The sequence below is a fragment of the Brevibacillus reuszeri genome (assembly GCF_002897295.1).
GTDB classification, from domain to species: Bacteria; Bacillota; Bacilli; order Brevibacillales; family Brevibacillaceae; genus Brevibacillus; species Brevibacillus reuszeri_A.
This window is the reverse complement of the sequence record NZ_BEXF01000001.1, coordinates 72,953-90,744: the sequence shown is the minus strand read 5'-3', so window position 1 is coordinate 90,744 and position 17,792 is coordinate 72,953. Positions and strand designations below refer to the sequence as shown.

Annotated in this window: 17 protein-coding genes; 6 read left to right on the top strand and 11 right to left on the bottom strand. The window is 48.7% G+C overall.

The window, feature by feature from the left end:
* Positions 1–118: 118 nt before the first annotated feature.
* Together C3B52_RS00430 and C3B52_RS00425 are read right to left on the bottom strand one after the other, a co-directional pair.
* The gene (locus C3B52_RS00430; protein WP_103104124.1) at positions 119–1,354 is read right to left on the bottom strand and encodes a PucR family transcriptional regulator; all 1,236 of its coding nucleotides are present in this window, start codon (positions 1,352–1,354) and stop codon (positions 119–121) included.
* 60 nt (positions 1,355–1,414) lie between these two features.
* Entirely contained in the window at positions 1,415–1,963 is a 549-nt protein-coding gene (locus tag C3B52_RS00425) for a helix-turn-helix domain-containing protein (RefSeq protein ID WP_103104123.1), read from the bottom strand.
* 346 nt (positions 1,964–2,309) lie between these two features.
* On the opposite strand from C3B52_RS00425, the gene C3B52_RS00420 reads away from it, so the two are divergent.
* On the top strand, positions 2,310–3,299 hold the full coding sequence (locus C3B52_RS00420; RefSeq protein WP_103104122.1) for an ornithine cyclodeaminase family protein: 990 nt from the start codon (positions 2,310–2,312) through the stop codon (positions 3,297–3,299).
* A 52-nt stretch (positions 3,300–3,351) separates the two neighbouring features.
* Here the strand turns inward: C3B52_RS00420 and C3B52_RS00415 are convergent, their stop codons facing one another.
* Both C3B52_RS00415 and C3B52_RS00410 read right to left on the bottom strand, forming a co-directional pair.
* Positions 3,352–3,705 carry a response regulator gene (locus C3B52_RS00415; protein WP_103104121.1) on the bottom strand — a complete coding sequence of 118 codons (354 nt, stop codon included), beginning with the start codon at positions 3,703–3,705 and terminating at the stop codon, positions 3,352–3,354.
* Between the two features lie 105 nt (positions 3,706–3,810).
* A complete protein-coding gene (locus C3B52_RS00410; protein ID WP_103104120.1) occupies positions 3,811–3,999 on the bottom strand; it encodes a hypothetical protein in 189 nt (62 codons plus the stop codon).
* 205 nt (positions 4,000–4,204) lie between these two features.
* On the opposite strand from C3B52_RS00410, the gene C3B52_RS00405 reads away from it, so the two are divergent.
* Both C3B52_RS00405 and C3B52_RS00400 read left to right on the top strand, forming a co-directional pair.
* Positions 4,205–5,212: a BMP family ABC transporter substrate-binding protein gene (locus C3B52_RS00405; protein ID WP_103104119.1), complete on the top strand. Its 1,008-nt coding sequence runs from the start codon at positions 4,205–4,207 to the stop codon at positions 5,210–5,212.
* A 5-nt stretch (positions 5,213–5,217) separates the two neighbouring features.
* Positions 5,218–7,038, top strand: a complete 1,821-nt coding sequence (locus C3B52_RS00400; RefSeq protein ID WP_103104118.1) for a sensor histidine kinase — start codon at positions 5,218–5,220, stop codon at positions 7,036–7,038.
* On the opposite strand, the gene C3B52_RS00395 is transcribed toward C3B52_RS00400, so the two are convergent.
* Positions 7,035–7,853: an alpha/beta hydrolase family protein gene (locus tag C3B52_RS00395; RefSeq protein ID WP_103104117.1), complete on the bottom strand. Its 819-nt coding sequence runs from the start codon at positions 7,851–7,853 to the stop codon at positions 7,035–7,037. The two genes, C3B52_RS00400 and C3B52_RS00395, sit on opposite strands and share 4 nt — an antisense overlap.
* 4 nt (positions 7,854–7,857) lie before the next feature.
* Positions 7,858–8,751 (bottom strand): LysR family transcriptional regulator, encoded by an 894-nt coding sequence (locus C3B52_RS00390; protein WP_103104116.1) that lies wholly within the window; start codon positions 8,749–8,751, stop codon positions 7,858–7,860.
* 113 nt (positions 8,752–8,864) lie between these two features.
* On the opposite strand from C3B52_RS00390, the gene C3B52_RS00385 reads away from it, so the two are divergent.
* Complete coding sequence (locus tag C3B52_RS00385; protein ID WP_103104115.1) at positions 8,865–9,266, top strand: rhodanese-like domain-containing protein; 402 nt, start codon at positions 8,865–8,867, stop codon at positions 9,264–9,266.
* 55 nt (positions 9,267–9,321) lie between these two features.
* Here C3B52_RS00385 and C3B52_RS00380 read toward each other — a convergent pair whose 3' ends face one another.
* From C3B52_RS00380 to C3B52_RS00360, 5 genes are all read right to left on the bottom strand, one after another.
* Positions 9,322–9,735: a S1 RNA-binding domain-containing protein gene (locus tag C3B52_RS00380; protein WP_103104114.1), complete on the bottom strand. Its 414-nt coding sequence runs from the start codon at positions 9,733–9,735 to the stop codon at positions 9,322–9,324.
* A gap of 106 nt (positions 9,736–9,841) precedes the next feature.
* The gene (locus tag C3B52_RS00375) at positions 9,842–10,978 is read right to left on the bottom strand and encodes an acetate/propionate family kinase (protein ID WP_103104623.1); all 1,137 of its coding nucleotides are present in this window, start codon (positions 10,976–10,978) and stop codon (positions 9,842–9,844) included.
* A gap of 75 nt (positions 10,979–11,053) precedes the next feature.
* Positions 11,054–11,542: a VanZ family protein gene (locus C3B52_RS00370; protein ID WP_103104113.1), complete on the bottom strand. Its 489-nt coding sequence runs from the start codon at positions 11,540–11,542 to the stop codon at positions 11,054–11,056.
* 66 nt (positions 11,543–11,608) lie between these two features.
* Positions 11,609–14,860 carry an efflux RND transporter permease subunit gene (locus C3B52_RS00365; protein WP_103104112.1) on the bottom strand — a complete coding sequence of 1,084 codons (3,252 nt, stop codon included), beginning with the start codon at positions 14,858–14,860 and terminating at the stop codon, positions 11,609–11,611.
* Positions 14,853–16,091 carry an efflux RND transporter periplasmic adaptor subunit gene (locus C3B52_RS00360; RefSeq protein ID WP_103104111.1) on the bottom strand — a complete coding sequence of 413 codons (1,239 nt, stop codon included), beginning with the start codon at positions 16,089–16,091 and terminating at the stop codon, positions 14,853–14,855. Before C3B52_RS00360 ends, C3B52_RS00365 begins: the two co-directional genes overlap by 8 nt.
* Before the next feature lie 295 nt (positions 16,092–16,386).
* Between C3B52_RS00360 and C3B52_RS00355 the strand changes: the two genes are divergently transcribed.
* Both C3B52_RS00355 and C3B52_RS00350 read left to right on the top strand, forming a co-directional pair.
* Entirely contained in the window at positions 16,387–17,079 is a 693-nt protein-coding gene (locus C3B52_RS00355; RefSeq protein ID WP_103104110.1) for a CoA transferase subunit A, read from the top strand.
* Between the two features lie 39 nt (positions 17,080–17,118).
* Complete coding sequence (locus tag C3B52_RS00350) at positions 17,119–17,775, top strand: CoA transferase subunit B (protein WP_103104109.1); 657 nt, start codon at positions 17,119–17,121, stop codon at positions 17,773–17,775.
* The last annotated feature ends 17 nt before the right edge of the window (positions 17,776–17,792 follow it).

Genomic DNA, 17,792 nt, shown 5'->3' with positions numbered 1-17,792 from the left:
TCCTTGGAAAGCCGTATTTTTATGAGAGTATTATCATTGTACAGCTATTTTTACGTGCTTTTCCTTGGGGATTCCTTTAATTTTGGCAACCTACTATTTGTGAAAATCCACAAACGAACTACTGTTCTTCATTTAACTTCGCCATCTTTAGCTCTAGGTATAGCGAAGTACGTTGATTCATATTCTCCAGATCAACCTGCATAATCTCCTCGATGCGGCGAAGTCGGTAGCTCAATGTATTGATATGGATATGAAGGCGCTGGGCCGTCACATTTACCTTTCCGGCTGCATCTAAAAAGGTTTCCAACGTTTCCTGCATCGCCGTCTGATTGTCGCGGTCGTATTGCTTCAGCACTTCGAGCCGTTCATTTTCATAGCCCTGTTCCTCATCCCACTGCTTGCACTTCAACAAGTACCGATAGATTCCCAGCTCATGATATCCGTGGATGCCGGCAATTTCGCGCGGGAACAGCTTTTTTATCTTGACGGCATGCAGGGCTTCTTGGTAGCTTTTCACAATCTCCGTATACGACTTGTAGCTTCTCCCATACCCAGCTATGACTTGACCCACGCTGACATGTGTCTCCAGCTTGCCAAGCGAATCAGAAAGAAACTGCTCCACCTTGCGAATCAAGACGTTGCTTTTCCCTTTTTTGGGCTCTGTCAGACCAATGAGCAAAATAATCTGGGAGCCGTCCACTACCCAAAACAGCTTGTCACGCATCAGCAAGGGGTACAAATATTGATCGAGCCTCAGCCCCGCTGCTTCAATAATGCAGATTAAATAAGAAGTCGGCAGATGCATTTGCAGGCTTTCTGCTTTTTGCCGAATGATCGCTTCACTTTGATGATTGCCAAGCAGAAGCTCCCACAAAAACTCTTTGCGGCGCTGTTCCTCGGCCTTGCGCTTCCCTTGCCTTTGAATTAGCCGGGAGACAGCCGCTTTTGCTGCTTGACGCAAAATTTCATCATCGTCACGGGTGATGGGCCGATTTACTTCCTGCGCCCAAATGTAGCCCAGCACATCGTTGCCCCGCCGAATGGCAATTGCGACCCTTTTGCCCAAGCCAACCTCGTCCTTGGCTGGTATATGCACAGGGTCATCCTGCGTCAACAGCTCCTGAAAAACCCCGTCTTTCCACAAACGGGTCAAGACTTTTTCCGGTACTCTGCGTCCCATGATTGTCGACCATCGCGCCTGGTCTGTACTGTCTCCATGTGAGCTGTACGCAATCAATTTATGGTCCGCATCCTCTACTGTTATCGGGTTCTGCAACAGGTCCCCGATTACGTCTGCTAACTCATCCATATCGGCATCTTGGTATTGCTGAAAATAGTTGGGCGACACTGACAAAATCCCACCTCTTTACCGCTCTAGAATACGTATGATTCTATTATACAAAAACTTTGCGCTTCATTCTTTATCGAAAGCGTTCACGCAAAGAAATCGTACAGGCTCCCCAGTCCGATTCAACCAGTTGTGAGGGGTTGACGACTCCATATGAATACTGTCACCAGGATGCAGCTCATGCTCCTCTTGACCCAATAAAAGCGTGAGAACGCCCTCTAATACATAGACGAATTCTTGTCCCTTGTGTATAAACGGAACTCCTTTGTCCTCGTGAGGCTGAAGTGTCACCAGGATTGGCTCCATCGAAGGATTAGCCAGATTTCCCGACAAATCCTCGAACACAAAAGAAAAGTCATTCTTTTTCGTCTGCTCCTGGCTTCCTCTTCTTACATTGCTTTTTACATGAACGGAATTTTCCGAAAAGAAGTAGCTTGGGCTTACCTCTAATGCCTCTGATATTTTTTTCAGCGATTCCAGTGTAATCGACGATTTACCCCGCTCTACCTGCGACAGAAAGCTAATCGATAGTTCCGTCTTTTCAGATATCTGCTTAAGCGTCTTCTGTCTTCCTGTACGGAGAGCTTTTATCAATTTGCCTATTTTAGATTCCATATGATCGTACCCCAACTAAAAAGGATTTAGAAAACCTAGAAGACCTGACTACTCCATGTCTTTTTGGCAACTGCGCATTGCTGAATAATAATGATTATAATTACTATCTGCATAAAAACATCATACCCTTTATTTAACAGAGGCGCAAAGTAACGGATGATTTGAATTCTTTTCCTGCAAATGAAATTTGAGGAAACATTTTTTTACTATTGATACAAATTCCTATACATCTTATAATCTTTACTATTATCACCAAAACGCAGGTGCTATTTTTTTCCACAAATATTGAAGTATCACTTCAAATTATGTTTCGAGACTAGACTCTGCCTAGAAAGGATGAAGCTCCATGCTAGTACTGAGTAGAGAGAATATCGAGCAAATTTATTCGATGAAGCAATGTCTGGAGGATGTGGAGAATGTTTTTCGCGAACACGTACAGGGACGTGTTGTAACACCTGTCCGAACAGCCATTGATCACCCCAAATACGAGGGCACCAGCTTGTTTATGCCATCCTACTTGGAGTCTGATGACTATGTTGCAGTGAAAGTCATCAGCATATTCCCGCACAATCACGAGCACGGAATCAATGCCCTGCAGAGTGTGATTTTGTTGACAGAGGCCAAAACGGGACAGCATGTCGCAATGATGGAGGCCAGCCTTTTGACTGTCATGCGCACGGGAGCAAGCAGCGGTGTCGCCACCAAATACATGGCGAAGGAAGATGCGCGCAGCTGTGCCGTTCTCGGCTGCGGTGCACAATCGATCGGTCAGATCCAGGCAGTCATGGAGGTCCGCTCCTTGTCAGAAATCTATTTGTACAACCGCACGCGTGCAAAGGCAGATGAAATGAAGGAAAAGCTGCATTCCCTGTATCCGAGCTGGCAGGGTGAGATTGTTGTAGTAGAGGATGCCAATCATGCAGTTGAACATGCTGATATCGTCATTTGCAGCACCAAATCCACTACGCCCTTATTTGATGGGAATCGCCTGAAGCCAGGTGCCCATATTAACGCCATTGGCGCATTTCTTCCTCACATGCAGGAGATTGATCTGACTACCTTGCAGCGGAGTGGGAAAGTCGTGGTGGATACACTCGAAGGCGCCGAGCACGAAGCTGGCGATCTGCTTATCCCGATCAGTCACGGTGAATGGAGCTTTGATCATTTGCACGCGGAATTAGGGGAAATCCTCATCGGCGAGAAGTCTGGCCGTGACAGTACTGAAGAAATTACGCTGTACAAATCGGTCGGTATCGCCTATTTAGATACCGCTGTAGCCAAAACCGTCTATGAACGGGCAAAAGCCGCAGGTCTGGGAACCGAGATTCGCTTGTAAAGGCAACGAGGAAGCCGCCATCCACTTGGGAACTGGCGGCTTTTTTCTATGATTACACAAGACGTGAGATCGCATCTAAAATTTGTTCTTTCTGGAACGGCTTGATGACGAAGTCGAGCGCTCCCGTTTGCATCGCTTCCAGCACCTTTTGCCTGTGTCCAATAGCGGAGCAGATTAGCACCTTGGCTTCCTCATCGTAATTCAAAATTTCCCTCATCGCGTCAATACCATGCATAACCGGCATGGTGATATCCATCGTTACAATGTCAGGCTTCAGACGTTTATATTGCTCTATCGCTTCTAATCCATTGCTAGCCTCTCCAATGATCTCATGTTGTCCAGACAACATATCGGTCAGCATTCGTCTGGTAAAGGCAGCGTCATCTACAATTAGCAATCGGGCCACGGTGTCCTATCCCCTCGCATCAATCTCGCTCGCATCTACTTCTTACTTTTGCATAAAATTCACGAGCTTGTCCACGAGAGAAAATGACTTGTTTTGTCGAATTACTTACGAAATAAACCCAATTTTCTCGGTTGACTCCGTGCCTCCACCCTCTGTTACCGTCGAGCTTCCATGTGAAGCCTGTGGGCTCTCCGGTTTGGGATGAGGTGTCGTCTCTCCGATCTCTGGCAATTCCACTTGTCTCACTTCATCAGGTATCTCGGGACTCTGTATTTCAATCCAATCCTTCTCCACGTATGCATGGCTCCCTTCTTTTCCCTGTCAGGACGTATTTTCCTCTATATGCTGTCCCGCCTGACTATTTCCATGCATGTGCACTGACGTTCTATTATTCACTCTTTTTCCCAGCAGGTGAAAATCCGATATAATAGAAATGTTTCTTTTTGTCGAGGTAACACGTATTTCTTATGTGCACTTACTTTCGTTGGAGGATTCTCCCATGCCTAAGCTACAACTATTCCCTGTCTTGTTTGCCGGTTTAGTCGTCGGGCTGCTTCTGCTCATAACCAGTCAGTTTCTTACCAGCATGAAACATCTTCGGGAACTGAATGATCAAGGTTCTACGACCGAAAAATTGCGCGTCGCTCTACTGCTCGAAGGTCCTAGCTACGACCAGGGCTGGAACAGTAGTGCGCTGGAGGCAATCACGGAAATGCAGAAACGATTCGGTTTCTCACTGGAAATTGCTAATCACATAAAGCCTGATCAAATTACAGTCGTCGCAGAAAAATTCGCTTCAAACGATTATGATCTGATCCTTGGCCATGGTGTCATTTTTTCCGAACCGTTTTCGTCAGTCGCTCTCAAGTATCCACATTCTCACTTTGTTTCCTTTAATGGCAAAGCCCCTCATCAAAATCAGACCACGATTCGCTATGATATGAAACCAGCTGGTAGCCTGGTCGGTATGCTGGCAGCGAAAATGTCGAAAACAAACAAGGTGGGCTATATCCTCGTCGATAAACCACCCGAGATGGCTCAAGCAAAGGGCTTTCGGGAGGGCGTCAAAAAGGCATCACTAAAAACGAAGGTAATCGTGGAAACTGTCCCTGATTTTAATGACAGCAAGAACGCGGTAAAGGCCACTCAGCATATGATTGCCCAAGGAGTCGACGTCATCTACACCACAGGGGACAGCTTTAATCTGGAGGTCATTACGGAAGCGCAGCGTTCCAAGGTGTATACAATCGGGTATATTGCCGACCAACGATACATCGCTCCGGATTACGTTCTCGCCTCCTTGATCCAGGATGTTCGCCAATGCTATCGCATCATCTTGGAGCAGTATGTCGATAACAAGCTCCCGAGCGGAGAAGTCATCTACGGTCTTGCCGAAGGAGTCAACCGTCTCAGCCCATTCGGCCCCATGGTGCCTGACAGCATTCGTGAAGAAATTACACGCGAGGTAAAACAGCTTACCAAGCCTCACACTTCATATGGAGGATAATTGGCATGTCCGTGTTTAGCAATCTGGGATTCCAGAAGAAAATGATGCTTAGCTACCTCGTCATGATGCTTTTGATTGGCTGCATTACCACTTTATTTAGCTACCAAATGACGAAGGTTACTTCTGATGAAATGCATCTGACCCAAAAGGTGTTGCCGCAGACAAGCGCTCTTTTGGAGGTAAAAAATCAGATTTACACCAAGACGTACGCCCTGAAGACATATACACTGACTCGGGATCAGTCTTATCTCGATCAGTACTATACCAATCTCATTGACAGCTCTCGCTTTGCTTCTATCGAACAAACGAAGGAAAACAGTGAATTGTTCTCCATTATTGAATCCATTTCCAAACTGGACTTTTTATTCCTGAACAAAATCAATCCGCTCTTGAAGGCGAATAACGTCCCGGCCGTCAGTTACGTCTTAACGCATGAGGTGCAGCCGCTGATGGATCAGCTGGAGCGCGACCTCTCTTTTTCACTGAATCAGCTCGAATACAAAACCAACAAGGAATTTCAGCGCACCAATGACAGCATTGAGGTCTCCCTTATATTGACTTACACGGTCTCGGTCGCCTCGATCCTGTTCGGTCTGTTCTGCACGTTTTATTTTCGAAAGGAGCTGCTGCGCCCGATCGAATCGCTTATGCAGCAGGCGCGCGTGGTATCAAAAGGTACCTTCGGGCAGCAAATCGTGTATAACAATCAGGATGAATTTTCGGAGCTGGCTCAGGAGTTCAACAAAATGTCCAGCAGCATCGCCAGTCTGTTTGCCCAGGATGAGGAGCAGCGTCACATTTTGACGGAAGAAAGAAACGTCCGCGAGCAAATTTTAAACTCGCTTCCGATCGGCATCATCACCCGGCCTTATGCCTCAGGAGACATCAACGTCAATCAGTTGGCCAAGCATCTCGTAAAGCTCGATGAGGACGGCTATCCGGTGTCAAAGGATTCTTTCGAAGCCGCATCTGGGACCGAAAATGCTCCCTGGTTCGTAAACCGCAAAATGACCCTGTTTAAGCAGGACGACACACCGTTTATCGCTTTGGTTTCCTACATTCCTCTGCACAACCATCAGTACGGACAGGAAACCGGATGGATGGTCGCCTTTTTAGACATTACGGAACAAGAGCAGCTTCAGGAATATTTAAACCAGTCCGAAAAGCTGGCATTGGTCGGACAGCTGGCAGCTGGAGCCGCTCACGAAATCCGCAATCCTCTGACAGTCATCTACGGCTTTATCCAGCTCCTAGAACAGCGCTTGTCCAGTGAGGAACGCGATCTCCACTACCTGCCTCTGATCCTGCAGGAAATCGAGCGGGTCAACCGAATCGTTACAGAGCTGTTGATGCTCTCCAAGCCTTCCCAGCCAGATTATCGGGAAGTGACACTGACCAGTGTTACCCAATCGATTTTGCCGTTGATGAATGCAGAAGCCATGCTTCACGGGATCGAAATCGTGGACCGCTGCAGCCCGGACATCCGGATTCATGTCGATGTCGAACAGCTCAAGCAAATCCTGCTTAATTTGATGAAAAACAGTATTGAGTCCATGAAAGAAGGCGGCAATCTTGTCATCGAAAGCCACCTTGACGAAAAAGCTGTTCATATTCATGTTAGAGATACGGGGGAAGGAATCTCCCCTGAATATCTGGTTCGTATTTTTGACCCATTCTTCTCCTTGAAGGAGGACGGAACCGGGCTTGGCTTGCCGATCTCCCGCCGCATGGTAGAAAACCACGGTGGCGAGATGAAGGTAAACAGCAAGCTCGGAAAAGGAACAGAGATCATCATCTCTTTGCCCATCAAGCCGAATGTCGACTAACAATTCGTCGCAATCGCAGCCTGTTTATCCAGCCAAGCAAACATATTGCGTGTATAGATCTCGATATCTTCTCCCTTGAACAAGTGGCTGGCGCCTTCTGCCAGCCATATTTCATGTGGCTTGCCTGCTTGCGTCAGGGCACGTTCCAGTCTATAGGCGTGCTCGATCCCGACATTTTCATCGGCAGTTCCGTGAATGATCAATACAGGACAAGCGATCTCATCCACCCGAAAAAGTGGCGTACGATAGCGATACGCTTCCTCCTGCTTGCGTGGATGACCGACGAGCCTGCGCAGCATCCGTCTCAGATCGACCCTTTCCTCGTAGGTTAAAAACATATCACTGACCCCTGCCCACACAACAGCGGACAGCAGCCCTTCGCACTCCATCGCGGCAAACAAAGCCATGATCCCTCCCCGAGAGAAGCCATACACACTGATGCGTTGTCTGTCGATTCCTTTGACCTCACGCAGCGCCTCATAAGCAGCGAATACATCATGGCGATCGTCACCACCAAACTCGTCACGCCCCTGTCCTCCCTCGTTACCACGATAATGAGGAGCAAGAATGACATAGCCAAACGAAGCCATCTGGCTTATTCGCTCCGGCCTTACACGCCCTACGCTCTTTATCCCGCCTCGGCAATACAATAGCGCAGGCAGTGAGGCTCCCTCCTGCAAAAAAGCTTCCGGAACTGCAAGTAGAGCGTACACAAGCAAATCCTGACTGTGATAGCTAACAGTATACAAGCGAACTCCCGGCGTAACCGACTCCTCAGGGGTAACGGCGACAAATGGAGCAAGATCAAGCTGCATCGTATTACGATTCCCCTCTCTCATGACTGCTTCTGGCCATGCTTTGAATCAGCATTTCCATGGGCGAAGATAGCCATTTCTTTTTGTGATAGATCACTTGAACAAAAAACGGCGGCTTGTCTGAATGAAAAGGCACGATTGCCAGCGACCCGTCTTTTCGTTCCCTTTCGACTGCCACAGACGGCAACAGGGCTACCCCCATGCCGCACCAGACGCACTGCTTGATCGCTTCAGGATTGCTAAATTGGCAAGCAATTCTCTGAGGAACCCCTGCTTCATTCAACGCTTCCAGCAGCATTCCACGGTACGTGCAGCCCTCTTCCGTCAGCACCAACGCTTCTCCTGCCAGATCAGAGGTAGTAATGCTGACAGATGCAGCAAGGCGATGCTCATGCGGCATGATGACAACCAGCTCTTCCTGGCGAACAGCATGTGTGACAAGCTCTACATCAGTATTCTGCCGATCAAAAATCAAGCCGATGTCCAGATAACCGTCTTTGATCTGTCTAACCAATTCCACTTCGCTCGCTGTATGCAAAAGTAACTCGATATCCGGGAACTTTTTCCGAAAGTCTTGTAAATACGGTGGCAAAAAGTACGCTGCCAGCGTATCTATTGTTCCAATCCGGATCGGACCACGTGCTTGATTGCTGACTACCTCTTTAGACTCCCCATAGAGTCGTGTCAACTCTCGTGCATAAGGCAGTAATGCTTCCCCTGCCTGCGTCAGCCTCAGCCCTCGTCCATATCGTTCAAATAGCGGCGCACCATAAGACTGCTCCAGCTTTTGCATCTGTGCGGTCACCGTTGGCTGTGCATAGCCGAGCTCTTCAGCAGCGCGGGTAAAGCTGCCCCATCTGGCTACTTCACAAAAGGTATGCAAGTAAAGCAGCTCCATACTCAGTGACCTCCCATAGAAATATGTAATACCATTCATCAAATAGTATAGATAACTGTGATGATAAATACCATGCTATGCTAACCCCATCAAACAAATGAGGAGGATGCTTCATGTCAATGGTACTCAGTACCCCTGCCGCTCCAGCTGAAAATGCGCGCTTCCATTTTCTCTCCAAGCTCTCTGTAGAAACGGACGTATCCGATGTCTGGAACGACCTGCAAAACGGCATCACTGAGTTTCAAATCGTCGATGCACGTGGTGAAAATGCGTATATCGATGGACATATCCCGGGTGCACTTCATCTTCATCACACACAAATTTCAGAAGAGTCGACCGCCGATACTCTGGATCGCTCCAAGCTGATCGTAGTCTACTGCTGGAGCCCAGCCTGCAATGGTGCTGCCAAAGCCGCAGCCAAGCTGACTGCCCTCGGCTTTCGTGTGAAGGAGATGCTAGGCGGCATCGAATACTGGATTCGCGAAGGAAATCCAGTTGAGCGATGTATCGAATAGCCAAGAAACACAAAAAGGACGGGGTAGAATCCCGTCCTTCTTAGTATCCCAAGGCTTAGTAGCCGCGTTTTGCGTTCTTTTTATTGATAGTCGCAAGATTTTCTTCGCTATGCTTCATCCATTTTTTCAGTTTATCCTCGAAAGAAGCTCCGCTCTCGCGTCTTGCATTTCCTCCGCGGTCGCCTCCACGATATCCACCGCCACGGCGCTCTTCACGTTCCGGACGCTCAGGCGCAGGGAGTGCGGCGCGAACCGAAAGCGAGATTTTTCCTGCATCATCAATGGAGAGTACTTTAACCTTTACTTGTGCTCCCACGGTAAAGTGATCATTGATATCCTTTACAAAACCGTTTGCTACTTGGGAAATGTGAACCAGCCCCTGCTCGGTTTCGCTGACTGCTACGAACATCCCAAACGGTTTAATCGCTGTCACCTTTCCTTCGATGATGCTTCCCACTTGTACTGCCATCCAGTTTGCACTCCTTTTATCATTTCCGAAAAATGGTGAGAGTCCAACCATACCCTCATTCTTCTAGTATAGCAGAGAAATTCAAATACTGAAAAGCCTATTCTTTCTAGGTAGTGCAATCTGACTGCATGCGAGACAGCTCATACGCGTCAGCAGCCATGATGATCTCCTCATCGGTAGGTATTACCATCACCTTTACCATAGAGTATGGAGTGCTGATGAACGCCTCTCCCTTGCAGCTGCGATTAGCGTCTCGGTCGAGAATTACCCCAGCAAATTCCAGCCCTGTGCATACCATTTCGCGCACAACAGCATTATTCTCTCCTACACCTGCTGTAAAAATAATGCCATCCACGCCATTTAATCTCGCGAGATACAATCCGATGTGCTTATGAATGATAGTCGTATACAACTCCAGGGCGAGCTGGCTTTGTTGATGCCCTTCCTCTGCTTTCGCCATCACTTCACGCAAATCGTTGGAGACGCCGGAAATGCCCATCAATCCACTCTTATTGTTGAGGATTTGAATAGCGCCAGCCGTGTCTGTCTGCTCGATCTCTTCAATATAGGGAATAATTCCCGGGTCGATGTTGCCGCTGCGTGTCCCCATAACCAGGCCGGCGAGCGGCGTCATCCCCATTGAGGTATCAAACGATTCTCCGTATTTGATCGCTGTGATACTGACCCCGTTTCCAATGTGGCAGCTGATTAGCCGCAGCTGTTCCTTTGGCCGTTCCAACAGCTCTCCTGCCCGCCCCATTACATAGCGATGAGAGGTTCCGTGGAAGCCGTATTTGCGAATTCCGTATTTTTCATAGTATTCATAAGGCAAGGCATACAGGAAGGAGGATGGTGGCATCGTCTGATGGAACGCCGTATCAAAAACAGCCACGTTCATCACATCCGGTAAAACGCTTTGCGCGATCTCGATTCCTATTAAATTAATCGGATTGTGAAGCGGCGCATACCGCGACAGCTCGCGAATTTTCGCTTTCACATTCTCGTCTACACATACAGATTTTTTGAACGTCTCGCCCCCATGAACCACGCGGTGTGCTACTAGATGGATAGAGAAGTCTTTTAGCGAAGCGAAAATACTTCGAATCGCAGCCTCGTATTGATCACGTTCGATCTGCTGTAAATACCCCTGGGCCAAAATTTGTTTTGACGGCATCTCGTACAGCTTGTATTTAACCGAGGAACTGCCGCAGTTTAGGACAAGAACGTTTTGTTTTGCTATCACGCTGTAATCCACTCCCTACTCTTCCAGCAACGTTTCTTCTCACCTAAATGGTTGAGACACTCCCAGTTTATTACACTATCGTTTGCGTGAAAATATGTACATGAGAGCAATTATCAACAACATAGTGACAGAACCAGATGCATCTAGTAAAACGTCCGCGACTAGACCTGCTCGATCAGGGGAAAAGGTCTGATGCCACTCGTCCAGCGCTGCCGTCATTACGCTCGCAAAAGCGCTCCATGGCAAAGCGACTGCAAAACCCATATGATGGGAAAAGACGCGGAACCAGCTAAAGGCAAGCAAAGCAAATACAGAAAAATGGGTTCCCTTTCGCAAAAAGAATTCGATGAACCCGGCAGTGCCTTTTTCTCCGACACTGATTTCCTTGCCACCATATGGAATGGAAACATCACCGATTCGCTCTCCCCATTTTTCCTCATCCACCACTTTGGAAATCGTTCCCCGCAAATCCTGCTGATAATACGGTTGGGACGAAGAAATAAACAATCCGATCAGGATCGCCGCCAGCAGCAAATAATCAAACACCCTCACATATCGGCGCACGCTTGATCTCCTCCATATCTGTGTCTCTTCATCTATCTTACATGAGGCAGAAAAAAACACCAATCATTAGCGATTGGCGTCTTTTGTCGTAGCAGACAAAGGCAGAAAATCTTCCCTTGCAAGCTCATTTTTGCTTTTGGCTGTGTGTTCCCCTACACCAGCACGTTGCTCACGTCGCAACTGCTTTAGCTGGCGCTTTCGCAGCTTTCCATCTTTGCGGCGAACCCGTTCGTTCTCCCACCAGACGTGGACTCGGCGAAGCAGGTTCGCAAACGAAATTTCTCCCTGCGTCGCTTGCTTCCATTCGGCTGCATGCTGCATGCCGGGAATCAATACCATTGCAGCAAATACGGTATACAAAGAACCAAACAAGAGTGGACCTGCAAACGATGCAAACGAATCGATCCCGTTGGGCCAGCCCGCTGCTAAAGGCACGCTAGCAACGGCGACAGCTGCTGGAACGCTAAGCTGGTTCGTGCAAGCACGGCTGGCGCCTGTCTGTACCCCGTTCCAAATGCTTTCTTGTTCCGCTTTTGCTTGATGCAGCTCATCGAGATGAACCAGTGCTTGCTGCAGCATGACAGCCAGGGCAGCTGCGATCCCGTAAAAAGCCATTACGTTCATCGGGCGGTCAGTCAGGAGCAGTCCCAAAAGGACACTACCTGATAATGCTGGCAGCAGGATGAGAGCAAACAATCCGTCACGTGTTCTGCTCTGCAGAATCAGACTCGCCAATAGTACCACAGCACCAAGCCCGCCTATCACGAGTAGCCTTCCGCTCCAGTCCTTCTTGTCTGATTGCTCCTCCTCCAGTTTTTTCAGCTCATCAGCATTTACTACGGTATAGCCATCTGGAATCGTTACCGTTTTTTGCATATTCAGTGGAATCGTATAGGCCATAACGTCGATCCAGCCCGGATTGGAAACTGCACTACTCACTTTGAATACATACAAACCGTCTTTTCGCTCGTAGGCCATCGCTTCTTTGGCGATTGACCAATCTACCAAATCAGCCAAGCGGACTGTTCCCTGCGGGGTGCGAATCAAAATATTTTTCACCTGATCGGGATGATCCATCCACTTGCTCGGGAAACGAACGTTAACGGCCACATTTCGATCGTTCCATTGGACTGTGCCTGCTGATTGATCTCCCAAATAACTCTCCAGCTGACGTTTGATTTCGTTTTCTGTCACACGATACCGTGCCAGCATGTCTTGTTTCGGGCGTATATCAATATAGGCTCCGGTCTGGGCACCGCCAATTCGCTCATCCGTGATAATTGGCCGGCCTTCTTTATCACTAAAGCTCAATTTTTGAAGATAAACGAGAATCGTATTGGCAATCTCTCTCGTCGTTTCCAGGGAAGGACCCTTCACTGTAAATTCAAGTCGAGACTTTGCATTTTCACTCACAACCAGTGCATACGGATCGGTACCCGGAATGCCACGTAGCTGCTTGTCCAATTCTTTTTCAAGATCAATCATGCTTCTGGTCCAGTCGTACTTGTCTGCCAGCTTCAGGTGAAACGTTAGCTGTTCACGCGAAGCTACTGTGTACAAATCATGCACTTCCGCAATTCCGCGCAGCCGCTCCTCAGCGACCTGTGCAGCGCGAATGGCATCGTCTACGCTGCTCTCCTGAACCATCGGCAAGGTTAGCGTCTTTTTGTCCAAATCGATTTTTCCGTATGAATCGACTGGAACAAAGGAATGAAGCAGCACGACGATGACAAGGGAAGAAACAAGTGTGATCCCATAAGGCAGATAACCCTGTTTAACAAGACGCTCCCAGCGCATGATGAAATAAGATTTCGTTTTTGTGGCTGGACGTGATTCTCTCGTTTTGCTGTTGGTGTCTTCTGTCAGCCATGTCCCCGCCAGCGTCGGGACTATAAAGCCATAGACGAGAAGGAGTGCAGCTGTACCCAGCAGCATGACAGGCCAAGCATCGTAGAGCGTGACTCTGTCTCGTGCTTCCAGAAAATCAGTCATCATGAGAGATGACCAGACTGCTCCCAAGACGATATTCGTCAAAAGGAACGGCTTCATCAGCTTCCAGGCTTCTCGCAGATTGGAGGTCAACGAATTTGCAGCAAGCTTTTGCAAGCGATGAAATAGTGCGGAACCCGCACCCGTATACAACAAGGAGAAAATAAGCAGCGGTCCGATGGAAGTAAAGGTCAGTGGCAACCCGCTGAGCCACATCCCCCCAAGCACAGTGCCAACCCCCAGGACATTCGCCAGCAGTGATAGCACAGCGGTGCTCAAACGGCGATGAGACAAATAGAGAAAGCAGGCACTAAAGCAGGCGGCGAGCACAGCGATCAATCCGAGCTGACTAATCGCTCCCGAGACCGGCTGCGCATCGTCGCTGGCCATATCGATTGCGAACTTGCCCGCAGCATTTGCATTCATTTCATCGATGGCTTTAGTGACCTCGGCACGAATCGCAGGAATTCGACCGACGTCAGCCGCGTACACTGAAACCCCGATCGCTGGGGAACCGCGATAGACGGTAACCTCTTCCCCTTTGCTGCCACGTAAATCACGTATATCAACCAACGTTTTTAATGGAACGTAGCCTTTGTCAGTGGAGATGAGCTGTTTTCCAAGCCCCTGTGGCCCCTCTGATTGACTCGTCCATTGAAAAGTGGCACGATCCTGATTCTTGCCTACACTCCCGATACTCTCCGCAATCACGTCACCGGGCAACTGTCCCACGACATCCGCAGGGGTCAGCCCGTAGGCGAGCAGCATGGACGGTCGAAACACAAGGTCCACCTGCTGTAAAACAGCCCTATTATCCACTTCTACACGCGCAATTCCGGGCATGCTGATCAGTTTTTCATACAAGGTATAACGTGCAATATCTGAAAGCGTAACGAGATCAGCCCCGTGCACAAGAAAATACCCAATCCGACTGTCTGCCAGATTATCCTGGCTAATACTCCATTCCTTCACAGGAAGCTGCTTCGTTACTTCCTCCAGCTTCTTTTCCAAGCGCTCCTTGTAGTCAGAGCCAATGCTTTCTGTCGTCTCAACAATAACGGTTCCTGAGCCTGCACGAGAGGAAGTCTCGATCGTGAGTGCGCTGCCTAATGCACGCACAGCCTCCTCGACTCGTCGCGTCACGGTCTCATCTACCTTGTTCGAAGGCAGTCCGGGCGCCGTCAAGCTGATCGTATAGACGGGAACAAATCGATCCGGGAAAGTCTTCATGCCCATCCGCAGGGCTGCCCCAATAGCCAACAAGCAGCAGATTAGAGCGAGAACTCTAGCAAGTGAAGGGAGCAGCGATAAATAGGTTTTGTTATTCATCCGAGACCTGCACCGCCTCGCCATCTACTACATAGGAAAGTCCTGAGCCCACAATCTGGTCGCCAGGTGCAAGTCCTTCCAGCACCTCGTAGAAGGTCCCGTACATCCCTCCGACCTTTACCGGGGTCTTTTCTACTGTATTCTCCTTGATTTTCATCACAAAATATTCTTCTTCTGCGATTCCGATACTGCTAACAGGTACGACCACCACATTTTTCGTTTCAATCGGATACTGACAGGTAACAGTCATGCCACCCTTCCAGTTTACATCGCTCCCGGTTACAGTCACTTCTACCGGATACGAGCCTAATCCTTGGTCCATAACTGGCGAGACGAATGTCACCTTGCCTTCTGCCTCACTGCCATCGGCTGCTTTAACCTTGATCGTAGCCCCTTGCTGCCAGCTGCCTATTTGCTCACTTTCCACTTGCAGCTTAACCAGCCAAGAAGACGTATCGACCAGGCGGATTACTTCACTGCCAGCCCCTGTTTGCTCCGATTCTGATTTGGTAATCGCTGCAACGACTCCGGTAAATGGCGCCTTGAGAATCGCATCTGCGGCGTCCTGCTTCGCCCGGCTTAACTGGACGTTGGCTTGCTGTACATCAGCGTTGGCTTGTTCAACATCCAATCGATCAGCACCTTGCTTCAGCTTGCCCAAAGCCACCTCTTCCTCTTCCAGCGTAAGCTTTGCCTGACGTTCTGCGAGAGCGAGCCTGTCCAATTCGTCCTTGGCAATCGCTCCATTAGCGAATAGAACCTTTGCCTGTGCATGCTCCCGTTCTGCCTTTTGGGCCGTTTCTTTCGCTTTTTCTATCTGTAGCTGTTGTGTTTGAATGACATGGCTTTCTGGACCTTGGATCGCTTTGCTCCGGCGGATATTCGCGCTGGCGACCTGCCCCTGCGCTGCATGAATGCCTTGCTGCAAAGTTGTTGCGTCCAGTGTTGCCAGTGTTTGCCCAGCCTTGACGACTCCTCCCTTTTGCACGAGGATGCTTGCAATCTTGCCTGAAGTGCCAAAGGACAGAGCCAGCTCCTGACGCGGCGTCACAACCCCTGCGACTTCCAGCGTCTTCGCTTCCGCATTTTCTTCCACCGTATAGGCATTGACTGTTTTCAGCTTGATAACTGTCTCTTCATCTATCTTTTTCAGCTTAGCTACACTTTCCTCCAGCTTTTCGCATCCTGTTAGCAGTACAGCCACGACGACGAGACTGATCCATTTTTTCATACATTCCACCTCAACAACCCCACATTTTACGCCAAAAACTTTTTCTATTTGGAAGAATAATAACTGGCAAAATATATTTTACAGAAAAAAGGAACTAGTTGTATCACTTTTCTGTCATTTTTTATATTTTTTTATTATTGAGCTTAGCCTAAAAAATATTCAGTCGATTCGTCTCTTTTTTGTAACTCACATGATGTATGATGGAATTGTGAAAACGTTCAAGTAGCTCTAAGCTCGCTTGTTAGCGCTTTCAAGTATTTCGGTACGTCATTTTTTCATGGTGGGAGTGATCGTCATGGCAAAAATTTACACATCCTATGCTGATATCGTGGCTGATATCCACGATAATGCTACTTTGCTCGTGGGCGGATTTGGCCTGGTAGGAATTCCAGAAAATTTGATCATCGCCCTGCGCGATAAGGGCGTAAAAAATCTTACAGTCGTCTCCAACAACTGCGGTGTCGATGACTGGGGTCTTGGGCTGTTGCTGCGCGAAAAACAAATCAAAAAAATGGTTTCTTCCTATGTTGGGGAAAACAAGGAGTTCGAGCGACAATTCCTCTCCGGCGAGCTTGAGGTCGAGCTGACTCCGCAAGGTACACTGGCTGAGCGTGTTCGTGCTGGCGGTGCTGGCATTCCGGCTTTTTATACTCCTGCTGGCGTCGGAACTCCGATCGCGGAAGGTCGCGAGGTACGTGATTTTGGCGGCAAGGAATATTTGCTGGAGCACGCCATTACAGGTGATTTTGCTCTCATCAAGGCGTGGAAGGCAGATAAAATGGGCAACCTCGTCTTCCGGAAAACGGCACAAAACTTCAATCCGATGATGGCCGCAGCCGGAAAAATCACGATTGTGGAAGTTGAGGAAATCGTGGAAATCGGCGAGCTGGATCCAGAGCATATCCATACCCCGAGTGTATATGTCCAGCGTGTCATCCAGGCTCCATCTTTCGAAAAACGAATCGAGCGGCGTACGGTCCGTTCCTAAATAGACATCTAATCTTGCATTTTAAAGGAGGAAACAGATATGTCGCTGACACGTGAACAAATCGCTACTCGTGCTGCACAGGAAGTCGAGGATGGCTTTTACGTCAATCTGGGGATCGGGATGCCCACTCTTGTAGCCAACTACATCCCGGAAGGAAAAACGGTCGTGCTGCAATCCGAGAACGGTCTTTTGGGAATTGGTCCGTATCCGACCGAGGATGCTCTGGACCCTGATCTGATCAATGCTGGGAAAGAAACTGTAACTGCGATTCCAGGAGCAGCTTATTTCTCCAGTGCAGAGTCGTTTGCCATGATTCGTGGCGGTCATATCGACCTCGCGATTTTAGGGGCAATGGAAGTATCTGCTCAGGGCGATCTCGCAAACTGGATGATCCCCGGCAAAATGGTAAAAGGAATGGGCGGGGCAATGGATCTGGTACACGGTGCCAAAAAGATCGTTGTCATCATGGACCACGTCAACAAGCATGGCGAAACCAAGATCCTAAACGAATGCGCCCTCCCGCTGACAGGGAAAAAGGTCGTGAATCGCATAATCACAGACCGCGCTGTTCTGGATGTAACACCTGAAGGTCTGGTCCTGGTTGAGGTTGCAGAAGGCTATACGGCAGAGGACATTCAAGCGTGCACACAGCCTAAGCTGATTGTATCTCCCAACCTGAAAACGATTGGACTCTAATACAACAAAAAAGCGAT

What these genes read in the sequence shown, in the direction of transcription:
- C3B52_RS00425 (WP_103104123.1), bottom strand. Translation starts at nt 1,963, where the DNA reads ATGGAATCTAAAATAGGCAAATTGATAAAAGCTCTCCGTACAGGAAGA.
- C3B52_RS00420 (WP_103104122.1), top strand. Translation starts at nt 2,310, where the DNA reads ATGCTAGTACTGAGTAGAGAGAATATCGAGCAAATTTATTCGATGAAG.
- C3B52_RS00405 (WP_103104119.1), top strand. Translation starts at nt 4,205, where the DNA reads ATGCCTAAGCTACAACTATTCCCTGTCTTGTTTGCCGGTTTAGTCGTC.
- C3B52_RS00400 (WP_103104118.1), top strand. Translation starts at nt 5,218, where the DNA reads ATGTCCGTGTTTAGCAATCTGGGATTCCAGAAGAAAATGATGCTTAGC.
- C3B52_RS00395 (WP_103104117.1), bottom strand. Translation starts at nt 7,853, where the DNA reads ATGCAGCTTGATCTTGCTCCATTTGTCGCCGTTACCCCTGAGGAGTCG.
- C3B52_RS00390 (WP_103104116.1), bottom strand. Translation starts at nt 8,751, where the DNA reads ATGGAGCTGCTTTACTTGCATACCTTTTGTGAAGTAGCCAGATGGGGC.
- C3B52_RS00385 (WP_103104115.1), top strand. Translation starts at nt 8,865, where the DNA reads ATGTCAATGGTACTCAGTACCCCTGCCGCTCCAGCTGAAAATGCGCGC.
- C3B52_RS00380 (WP_103104114.1), bottom strand. Translation starts at nt 9,735, where the DNA reads ATGGCAGTACAAGTGGGAAGCATCATCGAAGGAAAGGTGACAGCGATT.
- C3B52_RS00365 (WP_103104112.1), bottom strand. Translation starts at nt 14,860, where the DNA reads ATGAATAACAAAACCTATTTATCGCTGCTCCCTTCACTTGCTAGAGTT.
- C3B52_RS00360 (WP_103104111.1), bottom strand. Translation starts at nt 16,091, where the DNA reads ATGAAAAAATGGATCAGTCTCGTCGTCGTGGCTGTACTGCTAACAGGA.
- C3B52_RS00355 (WP_103104110.1), top strand. Translation starts at nt 16,387, where the DNA reads ATGGCAAAAATTTACACATCCTATGCTGATATCGTGGCTGATATCCAC.
- C3B52_RS00350 (WP_103104109.1), top strand. Translation starts at nt 17,119, where the DNA reads ATGTCGCTGACACGTGAACAAATCGCTACTCGTGCTGCACAGGAAGTC.